General features: G+C 60.1%; 20 protein-coding genes. 6 read left to right on the top strand and 14 right to left on the bottom strand.

What is annotated here, in order from left to right; genetic code table 11:
• The first annotated feature begins 8 nt into the window (after nt 1-8).
• Together P2W41_RS02485 and P2W41_RS02480 are read left to right on the top strand one after the other, a co-directional pair.
• On the top strand, nt 9-317 hold the full coding sequence (locus tag P2W41_RS02485; RefSeq protein WP_404934214.1) for a DUF1244 domain-containing protein: 309 nt from the start codon (nt 9-11) through the stop codon (nt 315-317).
• A 137-nt stretch (nt 318-454) separates the two neighbouring features.
• A complete protein-coding gene (locus P2W41_RS02480) occupies nt 455-718 on the top strand; it encodes a DUF2312 domain-containing protein (RefSeq protein ID WP_229449591.1) in 264 nt (87 codons plus the stop codon).
• 69 nt (nt 719-787) lie between these two features.
• On the opposite strand, the gene P2W41_RS02475 is transcribed toward P2W41_RS02480, so the two are convergent.
• From P2W41_RS02475 to P2W41_RS02465, 3 genes are all read right to left on the bottom strand, one after another.
• Nucleotides 788-2,302 (bottom strand): aldehyde dehydrogenase family protein, encoded by a 1,515-nt coding sequence (locus P2W41_RS02475; RefSeq protein ID WP_404934213.1) that lies wholly within the window; start codon nt 2,300-2,302, stop codon nt 788-790.
• Nucleotides 2,303-2,487: 185 nt separating this feature from the next.
• On the bottom strand, nt 2,488-3,381 hold the full coding sequence (locus tag P2W41_RS02470; RefSeq protein WP_404934212.1) for a LysR substrate-binding domain-containing protein: 894 nt from the start codon (nt 3,379-3,381) through the stop codon (nt 2,488-2,490).
• Between the two features lie 114 nt (nt 3,382-3,495).
• Complete coding sequence (locus P2W41_RS02465; protein WP_292898093.1) at nt 3,496-4,527, bottom strand: sugar-binding transcriptional regulator; 1,032 nt, start codon at nt 4,525-4,527, stop codon at nt 3,496-3,498.
• A gap of 156 nt (nt 4,528-4,683) precedes the next feature.
• Between P2W41_RS02465 and P2W41_RS02460 the strand changes: the two genes are divergently transcribed.
• The gene (locus tag P2W41_RS02460) at nt 4,684-5,418 is read left to right on the top strand and encodes a hypothetical protein (RefSeq protein ID WP_404934211.1); all 735 of its coding nucleotides are present in this window, start codon (nt 4,684-4,686) and stop codon (nt 5,416-5,418) included.
• A gap of 9 nt (nt 5,419-5,427) precedes the next feature.
• Here P2W41_RS02460 and ptsP read toward each other — a convergent pair whose 3' ends face one another.
• The 5 genes from ptsP to P2W41_RS02435 all read right to left on the bottom strand — a co-directional run bounded on the left by ptsP (nt 5,428) and on the right by P2W41_RS02435 (nt 10,298).
• Nucleotides 5,428-7,416, bottom strand: coding sequence for a phosphoenolpyruvate--protein phosphotransferase (gene ptsP / locus P2W41_RS02455; RefSeq protein WP_404934210.1), 1,989 nt, complete (start codon nt 7,414-7,416; stop codon nt 5,428-5,430).
• A 38-nt stretch (nt 7,417-7,454) separates the two neighbouring features.
• On the bottom strand, nt 7,455-7,838 hold the full coding sequence (locus P2W41_RS02450) for a PTS glucitol/sorbitol transporter subunit IIA (protein WP_292898096.1): 384 nt from the start codon (nt 7,836-7,838) through the stop codon (nt 7,455-7,457).
• Nucleotides 7,839-8,012: 174 nt separating this feature from the next.
• Entirely contained in the window at nt 8,013-9,023 is a 1,011-nt protein-coding gene (locus tag P2W41_RS02445; protein ID WP_229449582.1) for a PTS glucitol/sorbitol transporter subunit IIB, read from the bottom strand.
• Between the two features lie 14 nt (nt 9,024-9,037).
• Nucleotides 9,038-9,778, bottom strand: a complete 741-nt coding sequence (locus tag P2W41_RS02440; RefSeq protein ID WP_404934905.1) for a PTS glucitol/sorbitol transporter subunit IIC — start codon at nt 9,776-9,778, stop codon at nt 9,038-9,040.
• 82 nt (nt 9,779-9,860) lie between these two features.
• Entirely contained in the window at nt 9,861-10,298 is a 438-nt protein-coding gene (locus tag P2W41_RS02435; RefSeq protein ID WP_292898098.1) for a transcriptional regulator GutM, read from the bottom strand.
• A 180-nt stretch (nt 10,299-10,478) separates the two neighbouring features.
• Here P2W41_RS02435 and P2W41_RS02430 point away from each other — a divergent pair, with 180 nt between their 5' ends.
• Nucleotides 10,479-11,126, top strand: coding sequence for a hypothetical protein (locus P2W41_RS02430; protein WP_292898099.1), 648 nt, complete (start codon nt 10,479-10,481; stop codon nt 11,124-11,126).
• Between the two features lie 57 nt (nt 11,127-11,183).
• Entirely contained in the window at nt 11,184-11,870 is a 687-nt protein-coding gene (locus P2W41_RS02425) for an HAD family hydrolase (protein ID WP_404934209.1), read from the top strand.
• A gap of 171 nt (nt 11,871-12,041) precedes the next feature.
• On the opposite strand, the gene P2W41_RS02420 is transcribed toward P2W41_RS02425, so the two are convergent.
• Genes P2W41_RS02420 through P2W41_RS02405 form a run of 4 tightly spaced genes read right to left on the bottom strand, consistent with a single transcriptional unit; the run spans nt 12,042 to nt 16,726 of the window.
• On the bottom strand, nt 12,042-13,349 hold the full coding sequence (locus P2W41_RS02420; protein WP_404934208.1) for a pyruvate dehydrogenase complex dihydrolipoamide acetyltransferase: 1,308 nt from the start codon (nt 13,347-13,349) through the stop codon (nt 12,042-12,044).
• Nucleotide 13,350: 1 nt separating this feature from the next.
• Nucleotides 13,351-14,361 (bottom strand): alpha-ketoacid dehydrogenase subunit beta, encoded by a 1,011-nt coding sequence (locus P2W41_RS02415; protein ID WP_292898102.1) that lies wholly within the window; start codon nt 14,359-14,361, stop codon nt 13,351-13,353.
• Nucleotides 14,361-15,395, bottom strand: coding sequence for a thiamine pyrophosphate-dependent dehydrogenase E1 component subunit alpha (locus tag P2W41_RS02410; RefSeq protein ID WP_404934207.1), 1,035 nt, complete (start codon nt 15,393-15,395; stop codon nt 14,361-14,363). The genes P2W41_RS02415 and P2W41_RS02410 overlap by 1 nt, the downstream gene beginning before the upstream one ends.
• Nucleotides 15,396-15,409: 14 nt before the next feature.
• Nucleotides 15,410-16,726, bottom strand: a complete 1,317-nt coding sequence (locus P2W41_RS02405) for an NAD(P)H-dependent oxidoreductase (protein WP_292898104.1) — start codon at nt 16,724-16,726, stop codon at nt 15,410-15,412.
• A gap of 335 nt (nt 16,727-17,061) precedes the next feature.
• Between P2W41_RS02405 and P2W41_RS02400 the strand changes: the two genes are divergently transcribed.
• Nucleotides 17,062-17,307 carry a hypothetical protein gene (locus P2W41_RS02400; RefSeq protein ID WP_292898105.1) on the top strand — a complete coding sequence of 82 codons (246 nt, stop codon included), beginning with the start codon at nt 17,062-17,064 and terminating at the stop codon, nt 17,305-17,307.
• Nucleotides 17,308-17,409: 102 nt separating this feature from the next.
• On the opposite strand, the gene P2W41_RS02395 is transcribed toward P2W41_RS02400, so the two are convergent.
• Both P2W41_RS02395 and P2W41_RS02390 read right to left on the bottom strand, forming a co-directional pair.
• Nucleotides 17,410-18,285: a lytic transglycosylase domain-containing protein gene (locus P2W41_RS02395; RefSeq protein WP_404934206.1), complete on the bottom strand. Its 876-nt coding sequence runs from the start codon at nt 18,283-18,285 to the stop codon at nt 17,410-17,412.
• 999 nt (nt 18,286-19,284) lie between these two features.
• Nucleotides 19,285-19,674 carry a RidA family protein gene (locus tag P2W41_RS02390; protein WP_292898107.1) on the bottom strand — a complete coding sequence of 130 codons (390 nt, stop codon included), beginning with the start codon at nt 19,672-19,674 and terminating at the stop codon, nt 19,285-19,287.
• Between the last annotated feature and the right edge of the window lie 6 nt (nt 19,675-19,680).

Genomic DNA, 19,680 nt, shown 5'->3' with positions numbered 1-19,680 from the left:
GAGAAGGCATGACAACGCTGAGTGAGGAAAAAAAGCGCGACCTGGAAGCCGCCGCGTTTCGCCGTTTGATCGATCACCTGCGCGCCCGGACAGATGTCCAGAACATCGACATGATGAACCTGGCCGGCTTTTGCCGCAATTGCTTGTCCAACTGGTACAGGGACGCCGCCGAAGCTGAAGGGATCGCGCTTTCCAAGGAGGAGTCGCGTGAGATCGTCTACGGTATGCCCTATGCGGAATGGCGCGAGAAATATCAGACCGAGGCAAGTGCGGAACAGAAAGCGGCTTTCGAGGCCAATCGTCCGGAAGAAAGCTGACCAACCGTCAACCTGGCAAGCAAGAGCTTCGCCCAGATCAGCAAATCCCTTGACCGATGGGGCTCTCTGGGGCATCGAACCTGCCACGCCTCAACGCCCGACTCGCGGGCTTTCAGAACAATCGACCGGAGTTTCGCATGGCCGACGACATCACGACCGAGACCGCCGACACAGTGGCCGCTGGCCAGCTTCGCGCCTTCATTGAGCGTGTAGAGCGACTTGAGGAAGACAAGAAGACCATTTCGGAGGACATCAAGGAAGTCTACGCCGAAATGAAAGCCAACGGCTTCGATACCAAGGCCGTGCGCACAATCGTGCGCCTGCGCAAGAAGGACCAGGCCGAACGCCAGGAAGAAGAAGCCATGATCGACCTCTACAAAGCCGCACTCGGAATGGAGTGAACCCGGCGGAAAACCGGATAAAGAAAAGGGCGGCCCGAAGCCGCCCTTTGCAATTAATGGCCTGTGTTCCTATTCGATGTCGAAGGAGACGCCCTGTGCGAGCGGCAGCTCCTTTGAGTAGTTCACCGTATTTGTCGCACGGCGCATGTAAGCCTTCCAGGCGTCGGAGCCCGATTCGCGGCCACCGCCGGTTTCCTTTTCGCCACCGAACGCACCGCCGATCTCAGCGCCGGATGTGCCAATGTTGACATTGGCGATGCCACAGTCTGAACCACGTGCGCTGAGAAATTCCTCGGCCTCACGCATATCGGTGGTGAACACGCAGGATGAAAGCCCTGCCCCCACGGCGTTGTGAAGTTCAAGCGCCTCGTCGAAATCGCTGTACTTCATCACGTAGAGGATCGGAGCAAAAGTCTCTTCAAGAACGACACCCGCCTGTTCCGGCATTTCGACCAGAGCCGGATGGGCGTAGTAGGCATCGGCATCACCGCTGTCGAAACGCCCGCCGCCAACGACCTTGCCGCCGAGCTTCTTCGCCTCTTCAAGCGCTTTCTGCATATTGTCGAATGCACCCTTGTCGATCAGGGGGCCAACCAGCGCATCGGTCGTGAGCGGGCTGCCGACGGACACCGATTCATAAGCCTTTCGCAGACGCGGCAGGAGCGCGTCGTAGACGGATTCGTGCACGAAGAGGCGGCGCAGTGTGGTGCAGCGCTGCCCGGCGGTGCCCATGGCACCAAAGGCAATGGCACGCAGCGCCATGTCGAGATCTGCCGAAGGGCAGACAATGCCGGCATTGTTGCCACCAAGCTCCAGCAGCGCGCGGGCAAAGCGCTTTGCCAGGCGCGGACCGACTTCGCGGCCCATCCGCGTGGAACCGGTGGCCGAAACCAGCGGCACCTTCGGATGATCGACCATCACTTCCCCCACGGCGCGATCACCAATGAGGACGGTGAGAAGATCTGCCGGCGCGTCATCTCCAAAGCGCTTGACTGCCCGTTTGAAGATGGCCTCGCAGGCAAGCGCTGTCAGGGGCGTCTTTTCGGACGGTTTCCAGACGACGCTGTCGCCGCAAACGAAAGCAAGAGCGGCATTCCACGACCACACCGCCACCGGGAAGTTAAAGGCGGAGATGACGCCGACGACGCCGAGCGGATGCCAGGTCTCCATCATGCGATGTCCGGGGCGCTCGGTGGCAATGGTCAGGCCATAGAGCTGCCGTGAGAGGCCGACCGCGAAATCGCAAATGTCGATCATCTCCTGGACCTCGCCGAGGCCCTCCGAGCGAATCTTGCCGACCTCGATCGACACCAGACGCCCCAGGTCGTCCTTTGACGCACGCAGTTCCTCACCAAGAAGCCGCACCAACTCGCCGCGCCGCGGCGCGGGCACATTGCGCCATGTCTTGAAAGCCTCTTGGGCGCGCTCGATGGCAGCACCGGTCTCGTTTGCCGAGATGGAGGAGACTGCGGCGATTTCCTCGCCGGTGACCGGCGTGCGCACCGAGAGGTCGCCACCGGTAAAAGCCTTCTCGTCAACGCCGAGGCGCTTCAAAAGCTCGCGTGTTTCATTCTTGACGTTCATGGGTGCTTCGCTCCCTGGATAATCTTTTTGCGAAACGCGGACAAATGCCGCGCGGCCAGACCGGCCCCTGCCCGGAATGTAGGGAGGGCCGCTAAGGATGGGAAATGGAAAATCGGACTGTATTCATGATGTAGGGTCATGCAAACCAGCCTGACCGGTGGCAAGGCAACACAAGGACCACCACGCTAGACCTGCGCGAGAATCCACGAAACGAAGGCGTCCGCCAGTGGGTTTTCGACACCCAGCGGCCGCACGATGAAATAGCTGTTCTGCGTCTTGAGGGCTGTGTCCCCCACCTGAACCAGAAGGCCGGAGCGCAACTCCTCTTCAATGAGGTAGGCAGGCACAAGCCCGGCCCCAAGCCCCGCAGCCGCACCGGCGATGACCATGGTGAACTGATCAAACTGTTTGCCGGGGAGCGCTGGAACGTCCTGCAGCCCGGCCTCATGCATCCAGTCACCCCAGGCTCCCGGTCTGCTCTGGAGATGAAGAAGCGGTGCGTCGAGAAGGCCTTCCGGGCCACGAACTCCGTTCATCTCCATGAATTGCGGCGAGGCAACCGCGATCATCTCCTCATCGCAGAACTTGGTTAGCTGCGCATCTGGCCAGTTGTCACGCCCGAAATGAATGGCCACGTCAAAGCGCTCGTGAGCCAGGTCGAAGGGATTGATGCGTGCAGTCAGATTGATCCCGATGCCCGGATGCGCCTTCTCGAATCCCGGCAGTCGCGGGATGAGCCATCGACTGGCAAAGGTAGGCAGGCTCGCCACATTGAGCGTTGCCCCCGACATCCCGGCGGCGATGGCCCGATGCAGGGTCTGGGTGATGCGACTGAGATCGTCCTCAAGGGCATCGGCGAGATTTTTGCCAGCCGGTGTCAGGACCACGCGCCGCCCCACACGCCGGAACAGGCTGAAGCCGAGCGCAGTTTCCATGTCGCGAATGTGGCGGCTGACAGCGCTCTGTGTCAGATTGAGCTCCTCCGCAGCCAGGGTGAAGCTCTGATGCCGCGCGGCGGATGCGAAGCTGCGCAGAACGGAGAAGGAAGGCAGAAAGCGCCGCGCAAACCTGTCCACCATCGTAGAATAAAGCTCCCCTATGCGATCTGCCGCCGACTTGAATGCTTTTGACACTTATAGCCGCGCAGAGACCGAATTCACACATCCGGCCTGAAATTGATGGATTTGCGGCGATCAGGCTTGAGCGAGGATGCTGCGGGCGCTCTCCTCGTCCGTGATGAAGACTGTCGGCTCAACGAGTTTCATGGCGCCGATAAGCGCTTCGATCTTGTCATCACCACCGGAAGTCAGGATGCGCATCGGCGCCCGGCGCAGACGATCGACATCAACGGACATCACACGATCGTTGATCGGATGGTCCACGAGTTGCCCATCAATATCGTAGAAGTGATAGAGAATGTCACCGACCGCGCCCTTTTCCTCGAGAGCAGCGCGCACTGCCTCGGTCAGATAGCCTCCGCGATAAAAAGTGGTGGCGGACGCTAAGCCACCCACCGAGACAATAACGGCGTCCAGCGTATCGGCAAGTGCGAGGATTTCATGCAGACCGCAACGCTCGACCAGAGCCGTTTTCGTTTCGACGCTGTCGACCACGGCAGGTGCGGGAATGAGATAGCCATCGCCCTGGAAGGCGCGCGCAAACCGCCATGCGAACTCGGCGGGATTAAAACGCCGGGCAACGCCCACGCCACCGAGAAGCGAGATCACCTTGAAATCTGCCAGCGGTCGCGCTCGAATGAAGGGCAGAGAACCGAAAAGCGTGCGCCCCCAGCCGACACCTACCGACATGCCGGCCGCCATCACATCTGATACGAAACTGCCGGTGGCCGCACTGATTGCGGGAATGGGGTCTGCGTTGGGGTCAGAAAGCGGCGCGACAACTGCACGCTCCAGCCCGAAGCGATCCTCCAGCGCGCGCTCGATGCGGGTTATCTCCGCAAGGTCGCCTTCGATGGTGATCTTCACTTCGTTGCGGGCGCGCGCATCGGCAAGCATCCGCACCACGCTGACCCGGCCTATACCGAGGATCTCTGCGATTTCGTTCTGCGTCTTCTGCTCGACGAAATACATCCATGCGGCACGCACGCGCAGTCGATCCGTCTTGCTGGTCACGCCTCCCCTGCCTGGCACAATCGCGATCTCCCCGGAACTGGTCGTACCGGCGGGCTGCCCAGCGGACTGTTTGCGCGCCTTCGCCTTGCTCATATGGTCTTCCTGCATTTTTCCCCCGGGGCGGATACAAGCATCTGGCTTGATTTCCGGAAAGACCAAAACAATGATGTCGCCATCGGGTCAATGCCCGGTAGCAGAAAACTGATTACCCAGGGATACTACTTTATGCTCCGTGACGCCTCGCAAGACATGGCGATTCATCTCAAGGACCGCTTGCGGGACATACGAGACTTCCTGCGTTCTCACAGGCATGAGCGGCAGGCGACAACCGCCGCAGGCAAGCACTTCAGCGACATGGAGAAACTCCTGGGGCGTGCCGCGAGCATGGTAGACGACACACTGACGCTGGCCGAAACCGCATCCCGGACCGTACTTCCAGGTGCCCAGAAACACGAACTGGTCCTATGGCCGCTCGGCGATTATTTCAGTGATCCAAACGCTGGTGAACACGCTTTCAGGCGCCACATGTATCGTGCAGCAAAAATCCTGGCGGCCACCCTCGAGTCTGCCGGGCCCCCAGTGATTCGCGAAACCGGGTTCACCGCGGCCCATGAGGCGCTACGTCGACGGCAGGGCCACATGGTTCTGGCTCTGAAGAATGCCACCGAACACGAAGCGAAGCGTGCACTGATCGCTGGCATGCTTGCACATCTCGTTCAGGACATTTGCCGCAGCGCTTTGAGCGATCCGGCAGCGTCGCCTTCCACACAGGATGCGAAAGCAGGCATACTTGTCTTTGCACCGGGGCTCCTCGCCTCGGCGCTGATCGGGTTCGACGAGAGTCTGCCCGCTTCGGATCTGCTTGACATCGCCACGATGGCCATTTCAGCGCGCCGGGATCGGATGGCCCGCAGCCTCGCGGCGGACCAACCGATCGCCGACCTGACGGCGGTCTTTGAAAGCCTGCTCACCCATCTTCCATAGACGGTGTGATCAGGCCGTTGTCTCAAGAAGCTCCGAGAGCTGTTTCTTGGTTGCCTGGATGGACGCGGGGCTCATGCTGAGCTCCGTCAGCCCCATGCGGATGAATTCCGGTATAAGATCGGGGCGCGCGGCGGCCTCGCCACACATGCCGATTTCGATACCCGCTTCCACCGCAGCCTTTGCCGCCTGCTCCACCGCCGCCATCACGGCCGGATGAGCGGCGTCGTTAAGATTGGCGACCGAGGGATTGAGGCGATCCGCAGCCATCACATACTGGGTCAGGTCGTTGGTGCCGATCGAAAAGAACGAAACCTCCTTTGCCAGTGCTGCTGCACCGAAAACGGCAGCCGGCGTCTCGATCATGACCCCCAGCGGAAATTCGCCGCAGGCCACCCCTTCGGCTTTCAGCTCGGCTGCACATTCATCGATGAGGGCGCGGGTGCGGCGCACTTCCTCAACATCCGAGACCATCGGCAGCATCACTCGCAGATTGCCATGAACGGCAGCGCGCAGAAGCGCGCGAAGCTGCACCTTGAAGATATCCGGCCGATCAAGGCACATGCGAATGCCGCGCCAGCCAAGAAAGGGGTTCTCTTCTTCCGGAAACTCCACGCCGGAGATCGGCTTGTCACCGCCAATATCGAGCGTGCGCACGATAACCGGATGGTCCGGAAAGGCACGGGCGAGTTCCGCATAGGTTTCCGCCTGCATGTCCTCAGAAGGAAGGTGCATATGGCGCATGAAAAGAAGCTCGGTGCGGAACAGGCCAACGCCCATCGCGCCGGCCTCCTGGGCGGCTTCGACCTCTTCCAGCGAACCGAGATTGGCGGCAACCTGGATGACCGTTCCATCCGCCCGACGCGGCACCACATCCTTGTAAGCTTTGAGAGCTTCCTTTTCACGCGCGGCAGCCCCGATCATCTCGGCAAAACGGGCACGGGTCTCCGCATCCGGCTCGACAACAACCTGCCCTGTATGGCCGTCGATGGCTGCTTCCTTGGCTTCACGCAACTGGTTGACGGCCTCACCAAGGCCAAGCACCGCCGGAATGCCGTGGGTGCGGGCGATGATCGCCACATGCGAGGTAGCGCCGCCATGTCCACACACCACACCGCCAAGACGCTTGAGTGGCGCGCGCGCCAGATCCCAGGCACCGATGTCCTCGGCAACCAGAATTGCACCGTCTGGGATGTCATCAAGGCGGGCATCTTCCTGCCCGAGAAGCGTCAGACATATCTGCCGCGCAATGGACTCCATGTCCTCGGCACGAGCCGCCATATAGGCATCGTCCAGCTTGCGAAACTCATCTGCCAGGTTTGAGGAGGCGGCGATAACGGCGGACACGGCATCGAGTCCACCGTCTATGGCAGCGAGGGTCTCATCGCGCAGCGCATCGTCGGAGGCAATGTCACGCAGGGCCGCGACAATTCCGCGGTCGCTTTCCTGCATGCCATCGGATGCAAGCGAGCGGTCGAGCTTCTCCTGAAGCCGCAACACCGCATCTTCAAAGCGCTTCTTCTCCGGGCCGATTTCCTCGGCTGAAAGCGTCTTGTTGGCAGGCACGATCTGTTGCGGGAAATGCGCAAAGACGGGGCCAAGCCCGAGGCCGGCGCTAGCAGCGACACCATGCAGCCCTGCCTCATCGGTCAGATTTTCTGCATCAGCCGCCTTTTTTTGAGGAATAGCCTCTTTCTGAGGCTCAGACGGCTGCGCCGTACTCTCGCCGGCACCCTCTTCGATCCCCGAAAGCGGGTTTTCCAGATAGGCAATGAGCGCATCGACGGCCTCTATGGCATCGGCACCCTCGGCGCGAATGGAGACTTCGTCATTCTCCTTCACGCCAAGCAGCATCAGCTTAACCGAACTCTTGGCACTGACTGCCTTCTCTCCCTTTACGATCTCCACCTCACTCTCGAACCCCTTGGCGAGGCGCACAAAGCGTGTGGCAGGTCGGGCGTGCAGGCCATCCTGCACTCGGACGATAGTCGAGCGTTCCATACCGGTCTCGTGTCTTTTTCTTCGATTTCGTAACGGCGTCAGGCGCCGATGGTGATCACGGCATCCGCCTTCAGCGCCGCGACAAGCCTGTCCGGCTCTACAACAGATGCGCAAATCTCACCAGGGCGCTCCACGGCAGTCGCACCATTAAAATTCACCACGACGTGTCCGATCTCGCGCACCTTGTTCCAGGCTGCGTCGCCCATGGCGGTAATCTCTGCAGATACACTGTCGCCGACGCTGACACGCGTGCCGGGCACCGGTGCTTCGGTAGACGGCCCATCCTGAACCGCATGAAGAACGGAAACCTCGGCAAGTTCCTCCGGCGCACCATCAGCGAACAGAATCAGGACACCACCTTCCGCCAGATCCGCCACTTCCGGACCGACTGCGGTTATGCGCGTTTTGAGAAACACCGACATTCAAGAAAACTCCATGCAAACCAGAGCATCGGACCGAAAAGTGGAATCCGGTTTTCGGGCTACTCCGATGCTCCATCAATAGTTTAGATCGTCCATTGTGCGTCCGGATGGACGCACGGTGATCTGGTAATCCGGAGGCGGCGGCCACCCCAAGGCAGCCGCCAGCTCCGATGGTTAGAGCACCACGAGGCTCACAGCCCAGGCGAGTGCCACGGAAACGGGACCCATGATCTGACGGCTGATCAACACCGCCGGGACGCCGATTTCGATTGTCTTCGGCTTCGCTTCGCCGAGAGCCAGGCCCACGGGCACGAAGTCACAGCCCACCTGCGTGTTGTAGGCGAACAGGGCCGGCAGCGCCATGGCGGGCGAAATCGTGCCATTGGCAATCTGCGGACCGATGATCGCCACGCCAATCACCTGCGCAATAACCGCGCCCGGCCCGAGAATGGGTGACAGGAACGGCAGACCGCAGATGGCCGAGATGATGAGCAGGCCGATAATGTTGTTGGCAAGCGGACCCATGGGCTGAGCGAGCACATCGCCGATGCCCGTATAGAGGATCAGACCGATCAGCATGGTCACGAAGGCCATGAAGGGAAGCACGTTGCGGACCACCTGGTCGATGGTGCGACGGCCAGCGTTGAAGAAGATGCCAACAACGCGCCCCATGACGCGACCGACGCTGCTGATAAGACCGACAAGGCCACCCTCATTGGACGGCGCAGGTGCCGCCGCGGAGGCAGTGGCCTGTTCGCCGGCTTCCGCCCCGCTGGCAGCGCCGCCAGCAACAGTCGCCGCCTCGCTACCGTCAGCCATCTCAATGTTCTCCGGCTTCACACCGGACACATAGATGTCCTCGGTGATGAACTGGGCGAGCGGACCAGCCTGGCCGACCGGTGTGAGATTGACGGTCGGAATCCGCTTGCGCGGATACACACCGCAACGCGCGGTACCGCCGCAATCGACCACGACGACGGCCATCTCGCTCTCGATCGGCGGGCTCTTGAACCCGTCGACCACTTCGGCGCCGGTCATGTCCGCAATGCGCTGTGCAACCGGATGAATGCCGCCACCGGTAACGGACACAACCTTGTTGCGCTGCGCCGTCGGTTCGATAACCAGCGGGCCACCCCAGCCGGAGGAACCCTTCGTGATCTTTACTGCTTTGTATGTTTTCGCCATGTCCTGCCCCTCCCCTAGAGCTCAACGCCCTGGCGGCGTGCCATGATGGCCGTGATCTTTTCGGTCAGAATGCCCTTGAGCAGAATGACCACAAGACCGACCAGCGCATACCAGATGGCCACGGTGATGTGGTACCCGCCCGGAACAACGCCCTGGCTCTCAAGCTCCAGAAGCGCGACAAGGATGCCACCCCAGACGAAATACTCGCCCGGATTGATATGCGGGAACAGACCAAGCGGCGGATGCACATAGGAGACCGCAGCATCATAGAACGCCGGCTTGTGCTTCTCTTCCAAGAATGAACCGAACGTGTATGCCATCGGGTTGGTGAGGAAGAAAACCGCAAGCACCGGAAGAACCGTGTACCGCGTGAGCGCAATGCGACCAGCGCTTTGGGCAAGCCCGTGAACGCGCTTCTCGCCCACCAGCTCGGTGATGGCGTAGAATGCGGTCATCAGAACGACCAGCGTCGGAATGATTCCGGTGACGAAGCCGGCGAACACCTCGCCGCCTTTCTGGAAAATGCCGATGAAGTATTTGCCCGCGGCTGTCAGCCAGCCGAGTTGTTCCTCCTGGGCAACCGAATCCAGCTTCTGCCGGAATTCCTCGACAGAGATGTCGCTGCCCGCCTGGGCCAGAACGACGAGATCATTTGCTGCCGCCTTGGCGGCCAGCTTGCCGGTGAGTGCGGCATCACCGGCCACAGCACCAGCCATGTGCAGCCCCTGCATGGCCGTATCGGCATGCTGGGCCATTAGTGAAATGACAGACATAGTCCTCCCTCTCTCTTCTGCTCACCCCGGTGATTGAGCCCCGGTGAGCGTGCAGTCCCGTATGTCATGCGTTTGCTGAGGCCAGGGATTCCCGAAGCGGCGGTTCATCGCCCGCGCGCGTACGGTCTATCTGTGCCACCGCCTGGGTAATCGCCGCAGTGAGCCCCGGCTTGTCTTCGCCGAATAGCGCCGGCTCGGCCCGCAGCTGATCGAGGGACATTCCCTCGAACTCTTGATGTCTTTTAAACTTTGCAAAAACGGAGCGACCGCTCATGGTCAAAATGCGACGAACGGAAAGGTCCGGCGCGATTACGACAATGGCGATCGCTCCGCGCTTCAGAAAGCGCCCGTGAAAGGCACCCGTTCCGACAAATCCGTCAGTGAATTTTTGCGTGATGCCCTTGAAGACATCGGAGTAGTGCCGCATCTGCAGCCACACGCCGTAGGACTGCAATGCCCATACGACCGCGAGGAGCAAAAGCCCCCATTGCCATATTGCCATCAGGCCGCTCCTCCCGAAACGCTCATCCCAAGCGCACGCACTGCAAACACCTTAATCCCGAAACTAAGAACATTTGTTTTTTGAAATGTCAAATTGTATATTCCCCTCAGCCTGAACGCGCAGCAAATTTGATTGGAACCGTTCTGCCGCGTGCTATTGTCCAGGCTAAGGAGTTCATCGTTGGATCTGGATTTCAAGAACGAACTTGCGGTCATGCCCGATCTGCGCCACCGGCTGCGCCAGTTGCGCTGGTTTCGCGCCACGTTTCGCGGCAACGCGAAAGCCGTAACGCAGCATTACGGCGTCGAGTTTGTAGTGAACGAGGAAAAGCTGACGCGAGTCTTTCTCGACTGGGTGGAAATGGTCGATGCTCACAAGGCCTATGCCCAGTTTGATCGGGCCGATTTCATTATTTACTCTGCGGGTCTCGCTCTCAAGGAATTGATCCGCCACGCACCTGTCACCGTCGTCGGCGGGAGCACCGCGTCTCGCGATGCCGACAATGCCGAGATTGTGAAATTCTGGCCGGAGGGTTTTCTCTATACAAACTATTGTGTCTGCGCGATCGCTGCCATCTTCGAGCAGGAATTCGGCCAGGCACCGGGGCTCGACCACTGCGCCGACGATCTGCGTACATGGTGGTCTTATCGCGAAAACACGCGCGAGATGCCCGCCACAGCGGTCGCTTTTCTCGACCGGTTTCTCGGAGCGGAGCCCAACTGGGTTGCCCCCGACCTCGTGGAAGGGAGACTTGCCATGCGCTCAGCCATCGAGGCCGGACGGAAAAGCATCGACGCTCCTTCCATCTTCCCCGATCCGGCCAGCTGAAATTCAGCCCCGGCCATCTCCCTTTCACACCAGCTCTACGTCAATTCCGGAGTTTTCATGAGCAAGCCCCTGATCATATTCGATTGCGACGGCGTCCTCGTCGACAGCGAACCGCTGGCCGCAATCGCCTATGAACGCGTCTACAACAAGCATGGCCTCGCGCTGACCCGCGACGTCGTTTCCCAATGCATCGGCATGAAGCAGGCCGACATCATCCTTCGCATCAAGGAACTCACCGGACACGCCTTCCCTGCCCATGCCGAGGACGACATCTGGCTGGAGACAAAGGCGCTTCTGGAAGAAGAGCTGAAGCCAACACGCGACATCCTGCCATTTCTCCGTAACCTTGAAGCGGCCCGCTGTGTCGCGTCATCGTCATCCATGGAACGGATCGCGCTCAGCCTTGAAGTGGCCGGAATAGCAGAATTCTTTGCGGACAATGTCTTCAGCACATCAATGGTAGAGAACGGCAAGCCGGCTCCCGACATCTTTCTATTCGCAGCGAAAAAGCTGGGCGGCGAGCCGGTCTCCTCGGTAGTGATCGAGGATTCTCCCTTCGGTGTGCAAGGCGCTGTTGCCGCCGGCATGACTGCCATCGGCTTCACAGGGGGAAGCCATACCTTCGAGGGCCACGCCGAAAAACTGCGGGCTGCCGGTGCTCATGCGATATGCGGAAGCTGGAACGCGGTGGAGGCCGAGCTGACCCGGCGCGGCTTCATCCGCGAGACCGTGGCGGATATGTAAAGAAAAAGGCGCTGCCCGTGATGATCCAGGCAGCGCCAGCTGACGCGGTCAAAGTTCCAGGGTTATCCCCCGGTTACCCACCCCAATAGCGGCCCTCATCCAAAAATGAATGCAGACCGCTCCCCCTCCGCTGCCCCGGCCACGAGCCCCTCTGCCAGCCGGGGCCGCGTATTACACCAGCATCGCCATCGGATTCTCGATGACCTTCCTGAAGGCTGCGAGGAGTTCAGCGCCAAGCGCGCCATCCACCGCGCGGTGATCGGTCGAAAGCGTCACCGACATCACCGTTGCAACCTTCACTTCGCCATCCTTCACCACGGCCCGCTGCTCGCCAGCGCCAACCGCGAGGATCGTCGCATGCGGCGGGTTGATGACGGCGGCAAAATCCTTGATGCCGAACATGCCGAGATTGGAAACGGCCGTGTTGCCGCCCTGATACTCTTCCGCCTTCAGCTTGCGCGAGCGCGCCCGCGCGGCCAGATCCTTCATCTCGTTGGAAATCGCCGACAGCGTCTTCTCGTCGGCGCGGCGGATGATCGGCGTGATCAGGCCACCGGGGATCGACACGGCCACGCCCACATCGGCATGCCTGTGCTTCACCATGGCGCTCTCGGTCCAGGAGACATTCGCCTCCGGCACCATGGCAAGCGCTTTCGCATGCGCCTTGATGACCATGTCGTTGACCGACAGCTTGTAAGCCGGATTCTCACCATCCTCCGTCTTCACCTTCGGCGCGGCATCGTTCAACTGCTTGCGCAGCGCCAGAAGCGCGTCGATCTCGCAGTCGAGCGTCAGGTAGAAATGCGGGACGGTGGATTTCGCCTCGACCAGACGGCGGGCGATGGTCTTGCGCATGCTGTCATGCGGGATGAGCTCGTAGGAGCCTTCCTCGAACAGTTTCATGACCTGATCGTCGGACATGGCCGGCTGTGCGGCGGGCGCTGCAGAAGGTGCTGCTTCGGCTGATTTCGCGCCACCATCCTTCGCCGCTGCTTCCACATCGGCCTTGACGATCCGCCCCTTCGGACCGGAGCCCGAAATGGCCGCAAGATCGAGCCCGACTTCCTTCGCCAGACGGCGCGCAAGCGGGGAGGCGCGAACGCCTGCGGAAGAGGCAGTGACTTCGGCTGCGGGCGCAACGGGCGCGGCAGCCTCGACGGGAGCCAGCGCTTCAGCCTTTGCAGGCTCCTCGGCAACCGCTTCTGCCGGTGCGGCAGCCGGTGCATCGGCCACGGCCTCGCCTTCCTCATAGATCCAGGCAACAACCTCCCCGACGGCGATATCGACGCCTTCCTTGCCGGTGATGTTGCGCACGATGCCCGCGGCGGGAGAATCGATCTCCATGGCCGCCTTGTCGGTCTCGATCTCGAACAGGAGATCGCCCTTCTTCACGGTCGCGCCTTCCTCGACATGCCAGGAAGAGATGCGGCCGGTCGCCATGTCCATGTCGACCTTGGGCAGGATGACTTCAACAGCCATGTCAGCGCGCTCCCGTGACGAGATCGCGGGCGGCCTTGACGATGCCGTCGACCTGCGGAACCGTCGCCTTCTCCAGCTCCGGATTGTAGGGGATCGGCGTCTCCGCGCCACCCAGGCGAACGACGGGGGCATCGAGATAATCGAAGGCCTCGCTCTCGGCGATCATGGCAGAGATTTCCGCCCCGACACCAAGCGTCTTGACGCCTTCATAAACGCACATCAGACGCGAAGTCTTGCAAACGCTCTCAATGATGGTCTGGCGATCCATCGGGCGGATGGTGCGCAGGTCAATCACCTCGACGTCAATGCCCTCTTCGGCAAGCTGCTTTGCGGCATCCAGCGACTTGTGCACCATAATGGACGTGGCGACGATGGTGAGATCCGCGCCTTCGCGACGAACCTCGGCCTTGCCGATCGGCACCGTGTAATAGCCTTCCGGCACTTCGCCCTTCATCTTGTAGAGGAGCTTGTGCTCGTAGATCATCACCGGATCGGGATCCTCGATGGCCGCAAGCAGCATGCCCTTCGCATCGTGTGGAGTGGCTGGCTGGATGACCTTCAGGCCGGGCACATGGCCGAGCCACGCTTCAAGGCTCTGGCTGTGCTGTGCGGCAGCGCCCGTGCCGGAACCGGCCGGGAAGCGCATGACGACCGGCACCGAAACGGCGCCGCCCAGCATGTAGCGCATCTTGGCGGCCTGGTTGACAATCTGCTCCATGGCAAGTGTGGCGAAATCGGAGAACTGGAATTCGAAGATCGGACGCATGCCGGTGACAGCGGCACCGACTGCAACACCTGCACCGCCCAGTTCCGAAATCGGCGTGTCCATGACACGGTCGGTGCCGAAACGCTCGACCAGATCGCCGGTGACCTGAAAAGCACCGCCATAAACGCCGATGTCCTCACCCATTAGGAACACGCGCTCATCACGCTCCATGGCAATGGCCATGGCTTCCTGGATGGCCTGCGCGTAGCTCAGTTCACGCGTGGCTGTCTCGACTTGCGCGTCCATCAGGCCTGCTCCGTGTAGACGTATTTCTCAAGATTGGCGACCTCGGGCATCGGGCTTTCCTTGGCAAATTCGATGCCGGCCTCGATTTCCTTGCGGACCGATTCGCGGATCTCCTCGATCCCGTTCTGATCGATGACACCGAATTCCATAAGCTGCGATTCAAACGCCTCGATCGGATCGCGCTCGGTCATCCACTCCTCGATCTCTTCCTTGGTGCGGTAGCGGTTGCGATCGCTCTTGGAATGGCCGCGATAACGATAGGTCTTGCATTCGATAAGCGTCGGACCCTCGCCATTGCGCGCGCGCTCGGTCGCGTCGTGCATCGCTTCGGCCACATCCGACACGACATTGCCGTCGACGATCACGCCAGGCATCTCATAGGCGGAAGCACGGTCGGCAATGTTGGGAACCGCTGTCGCGCGGGCGACGGAAGTCGACATGCCATAGCCATTGTTTTCGCACACGAAGATCACCGGCAGCTTCCAGATGGCCGCCATATTGAGCGCCTCGTGGAACGCGCCTTCGTTGTTTGCACCGTCTCCGAAGAAGCAGACGACAACATTGCCGGTCTTCATCTTCTTGGCGGTCAGCGCGGCGCCGACGGCAATCGGCAGACCGCCGCCGACAATGCCGTTTGCGCCGAGATTGCCCGTCGACACATCGGCGATGTGCATGGAGCCACCACGGCCACGGCAATAGCCGGTGGTCTTGCCGAAGAACTCGGCGAACATGCGCGAAACATCAGCACCCTTGGCGATGCAGTGGCCATGGCCACGGTGCGTGGAGGTGATCTGGTCTTCATCGGAAAGCCCGAGGCAGATGCCGACGGCACTTGCCTCCTGGCCGATGGAAAGATGCATCGTGCCGTGGATCAGACCACGCATATAGCTTTCTTCCGCGCCTTCCTCGAACTGGCGGATCAGATACATCTTGCGCAGCGCATCGCGCAGCTTTTCCTGATCATAATGCCTGTAAATGAAAGGCTGGTTGGCGCCGTCTTTTTTCGCGGCACCCTTCTTGGCCGTGGCCGACATATTCATGCTCCTGTCTAGCCGTAAACGAGCTTGTCCTGACGCGCGCGCAGCTCGGCAATCTTCGAACCGGCCGGCGGCGCAGCATTCTCGGACGTGATGAGTTCACCCTTCTTGATGGGTTTGGTGACCTTGCCGCCCTGAAGTAGGCCGCAGGGTATCGCGCTGGAAGCGCGGGCTTCCGGCACCGTCATGATCCATGCGCGGTAGCAGTATTCCCCGATCGCATCGAGCGTATCGCCAGGCTGCATGTCCTTCTTGGCAACGGCACAAACCTCGGCAACCGGCTTGTCGAGCGGCACCATGTCCGGCTTGCCATAGAGCACCACGCGGGCGCAGGTGAGCGGCACTTCCAGCGAGGTCAGATGATAGGGACGATGGAAGGTGAAGTAAGGCCCCTTGCCCATCTTGAGATCTTCCATACGCTCCGAAATACGCGGATGCGACATGTCGGCGACGACGAAGACGCCGGGCGCGACGCCCTTGCCGATGGAGTAATCCACCACGCCGACGCGCGAGAGCACGCCGCCATCCTTTTCCGGCACCAGCACGGAAGAAAGTTCATCGAGCGTGGCCTTGGGGCCATGCATGCCCGGCTTGTCCGGCACGAGACCGGTAGCGTTGGCAATGGCAGCCATCTCGACCATGGTCTTCGAACCATCGACGAACTCGACAAGCATGCGCACATTCATGTTGCGGCGCGCTGCTTCCTCGGCATAGTCGTCCGGGATCGCATCGATGTTGAGCGGGTTGTTCTTGCCCTTGCCGGCCGCCACAATGGGATGCCCCATGGCGGAGACGAACTCGATCAATTCCATACAGGAAGACGGCTCGTCGCCGGCGCCCAGAGAATAGGTCACGCCAAGACGATCGGCTTCGCTCTTGAGATAGGCGCCAATGGTCACATCCGCCTCGACATTCATCATGACGAGGTGCTTGCCGTGTTCCATGGCTTTGAGGCCAATCTCCGCGCCGACGGCCGGAACGCCTGTCGCATCGATCACGACATCGATCAGATCGTTTTCAAGAAGCAGGTCGGCATTGTTTGTGACGGCCACCTTGCCGCCTTCCATGGCCGTGGTCATGGCCGACTGGCTGTCCACTTCCTTGGCATGGCCTTCTTCCTGATAGGCGATATCCACGGCACGGCTGGCCGCAGGCAGGTTCAGCTCCGAAATGGCGCCGATTTCGATACCCGGCATATGTGCGACGCGGGTGACGATATCGGTCCCCATTTCGCCAGACCCCACGAGGCCGATACGGATCGGCTTGCCGGATTTGGCCCGATCCTCAAGATCCCGGGCAAGACCGGTAAGCGCAACATTGGCAGACATTTCTGACCACTCTCCCAGATGGACGTTTCCTCGACCCGAGGCTTATTGAACATCTGTTTTGGTGTCAATACGAATGTCCATTCTTGGAGAATGCTCCACCGACCCGTCAGCGCCAAAGAGATCGCCGCGATGGAAGGAAGCTGCCCTGAAGGAAGGTGCAGATCGTAACATTCCAGGATTTGTGAACGCTCTGTTTCAAAATTACGATCTGACGAAACGAACAGTGGCTCCCTAAATGAGGAACCAGCAAGGGAATAACCCCATGCTGAAAGTAATATCACATCCTTCTTGAAGGAAATGTGAATGGCTTGTTGAAAGCTATCAGGAGTATTAAAATGAAAACTGTTCTTTCTGCCCTCGTTATTTCATCTTTCGTTGCCGCCCCCGCTTTTGCTGTTGAGCCTATCAAAGGCAGCATCAGCTTTGATGGACCTTCCCAGTCCACTCTCAGCAAAACTCCGGTTGGCTCTGTTCTTCAGCACCAATTTACTTCGAACGGAAAAGATTATATCGAGATTTATGTTGTTGGCTCAGACGGTCGCCCGGAATTGGTAAGCCGTTCGGCCTCGAACAACAGCTAATGCTCGTAAATTCAATTTGACAAAGGCCCGGAAATCACTCCGGGCCTTTTTCTATCCAGCGCCATCATTTCTGCTCGACCAATACCACTTTACAAGAGCATGCTATCTGTTGCGCAAGACCACACATGGCAACCCATTCCGGCGGAAGTTCCCACAGACCTGAACGGCATCTGAGCGGCTGTCAGCGCCGATCCGTACAGCATAGATACCACGCCATCCCCGCGATGAGCGGACCCGCGCAATGACCGGCTCGTAATCCTCCAGGAGCACCGCGTGCCTGCGCAGCACCATCTGCCATAGCCTGATCGCCACATCACGGCGGAAGTGTCCTGCAACCTGCACACCCCAGGGCTTTGTGTGTACGCTGGTCATGGCCATGACAGCACGCGCAGAAACGGGTAGATCACGGCACGCCACATCGAAGGTCTTTTCTGGATGCAGCGGTTCGATGCTGACATCCGGCTTCCGGTCTGAAAACGTGTCGGCTGGCGCACCCAGTATCGCCATAACGTAGTTCTCGGTTTCCAGTGGCAGGAACCCTCCTTTCTCGAGCCAGCGGGAAACGCGCCCTTCTCCGGCATTGTATGCTGCGGCCGCCAGGCCGAGATTTCCGAATTTCTTTCTCAGCTCCGCCAGATATATGGCCGAGGCAGGGATGGCCTTCTCGATGTCGAATGCATCGTCGAGGCCCCTTAGCGCCGCCGTACCCGGCATGAACTGTGCCACGCCCTCGGCGCCCTTTGGGCTGACGGCATTGGGGTTGAAACGACTTTCCTTCCAGAGCAGCCGCGCCAAAAACGCAGGATCCAGCAAGTTTTCCCGGGCGTTGAACTCCACCAGACGGCAGATCGAAGCAACCAGTCTGGTCTTTTCGGTCTCGCCGGATGCTTCCTCGGCAACCACAGCGGAGACCCCCAGCACAAACAGCCCCAAAACGGCGCCAAGTCCGAACCGGCTGCAAGGACGCGCATGTCGCATCGGCCACCCCTTCTCTTCGATGAAAGCCTAGGACGCGCGACGTGGACAGACAAGATCACGGAGCCGGGCCGGACAAATCTGCGGCGGAGCCAAAGAGGCCGGGCTGCAAAAGCCGGTCGGCAGTACAACTTTCCAATTTGGGAGAGGCCGAAATTTCTGGATGGGGGAAATGTCAGGCGGAAGTCACGGTCAACTGCCAGCCAGCGCATCGGTCTCTTTGACGATTGCGCTCAGAAGAAGTCGGGATTCCCATGAACATCTCCTCCCCGAGAAACGCGGCTTATGAAGATTTCGACAGCTGTTACACTGGTGAAATCGAGCTGGCGCTCACCCGCGCAAACCAACACGGGAATCGGCACGAACAAAAGGACGAGCGCCACTCAAGCGCGGACAGCGGCACGACGGAGCGTCGTGATCGCGGGACCTCGATGGCGAACCCGTCAAACTCGAAATGGCTCTTTCCGGGGACGGCCTTGTGACCGCCCCAGTAAACCAGCTGCTCCGACAAGCGCAGCATCGTGATTGATTCGATGTTGCGGCTGACCGCTTCGCGGCTCGCAGACTCGCGCATTTCCCGAGAAGCTGTGACTTCCCGGCCGCGCCGCTTTCTTTGAGGCGTTGCAGTATGGTGCCGCCGATTTCCCGGTTGCCGGCACTGCAGTGGTTGGAGAGAATGGGCCCCTTGTCGAAAAGAGTCTCGTGGACCTCGCTGGTCAGAAGTTCCTCGCCGCTCGCGACATGCTGCCGATTGACCGTCCTCGGGGTCAGGCAGGGCCCGCAAAGTCATATCGAAGTCCCGTTCCGGCACTTTCCCCAACCGGACCGTGTTTTCGCTCCCCTGGTTACGGCAACTGTCGCCGCCACCCGCAGCTCATAGTTTTCTACGGTGCCTTCATGCGCGCCAGCCAGAGGACAAAACCCCTCGTCGCCCGCAGTGGACCCAGGCAATTGCGAAGACTTGTGCCAACCGCACTCATTCTCGTGACAGGCGGCAAAAAACTACTGCTTCAGGGCAGTCACTTCCAACTCCACCTTCATCACTTCCTCAGCGAAACCGCAAATGATGGTGGTATTGGTGGGGCGTGGATCAGAGAACGTTTTTCCGAGCACTTTGGAGACCGGAATCACATCCTCGCGGTTGGCCAGATAAACCCGGACACGAACAATGTCCGACATGGCCGCACCGGCTTTTTCAAGCGTCGCTTCGATGGTGCGCAAAGCCTGCCTGGCCTGCTCGGCGGCATCATCCGAAATCGAGCCATCCTCGAAATTGAAGCCCGCGGTACCGGAAACGAAAATCCAGTTTCCCTCAATCACCGCCCGGGAATAGCCGGCCAGTTCCTCAAAGCGGGAGCCGGAGTTGATCGTCCACCTTTTCGTGTCGCTCATAAATTT

Origin of the sequence: Nitratireductor sp. L15S-10, from assembly GCF_045011005.1 — a bacterium.
Classification (GTDB): Bacteria; Pseudomonadota; Alphaproteobacteria; order Rhizobiales; family Rhizobiaceae; genus Nitratireductor.
Note: the sequence above shows the minus strand (reverse complement) of the source record. Positions and strands in the feature narration are given on the sequence as shown.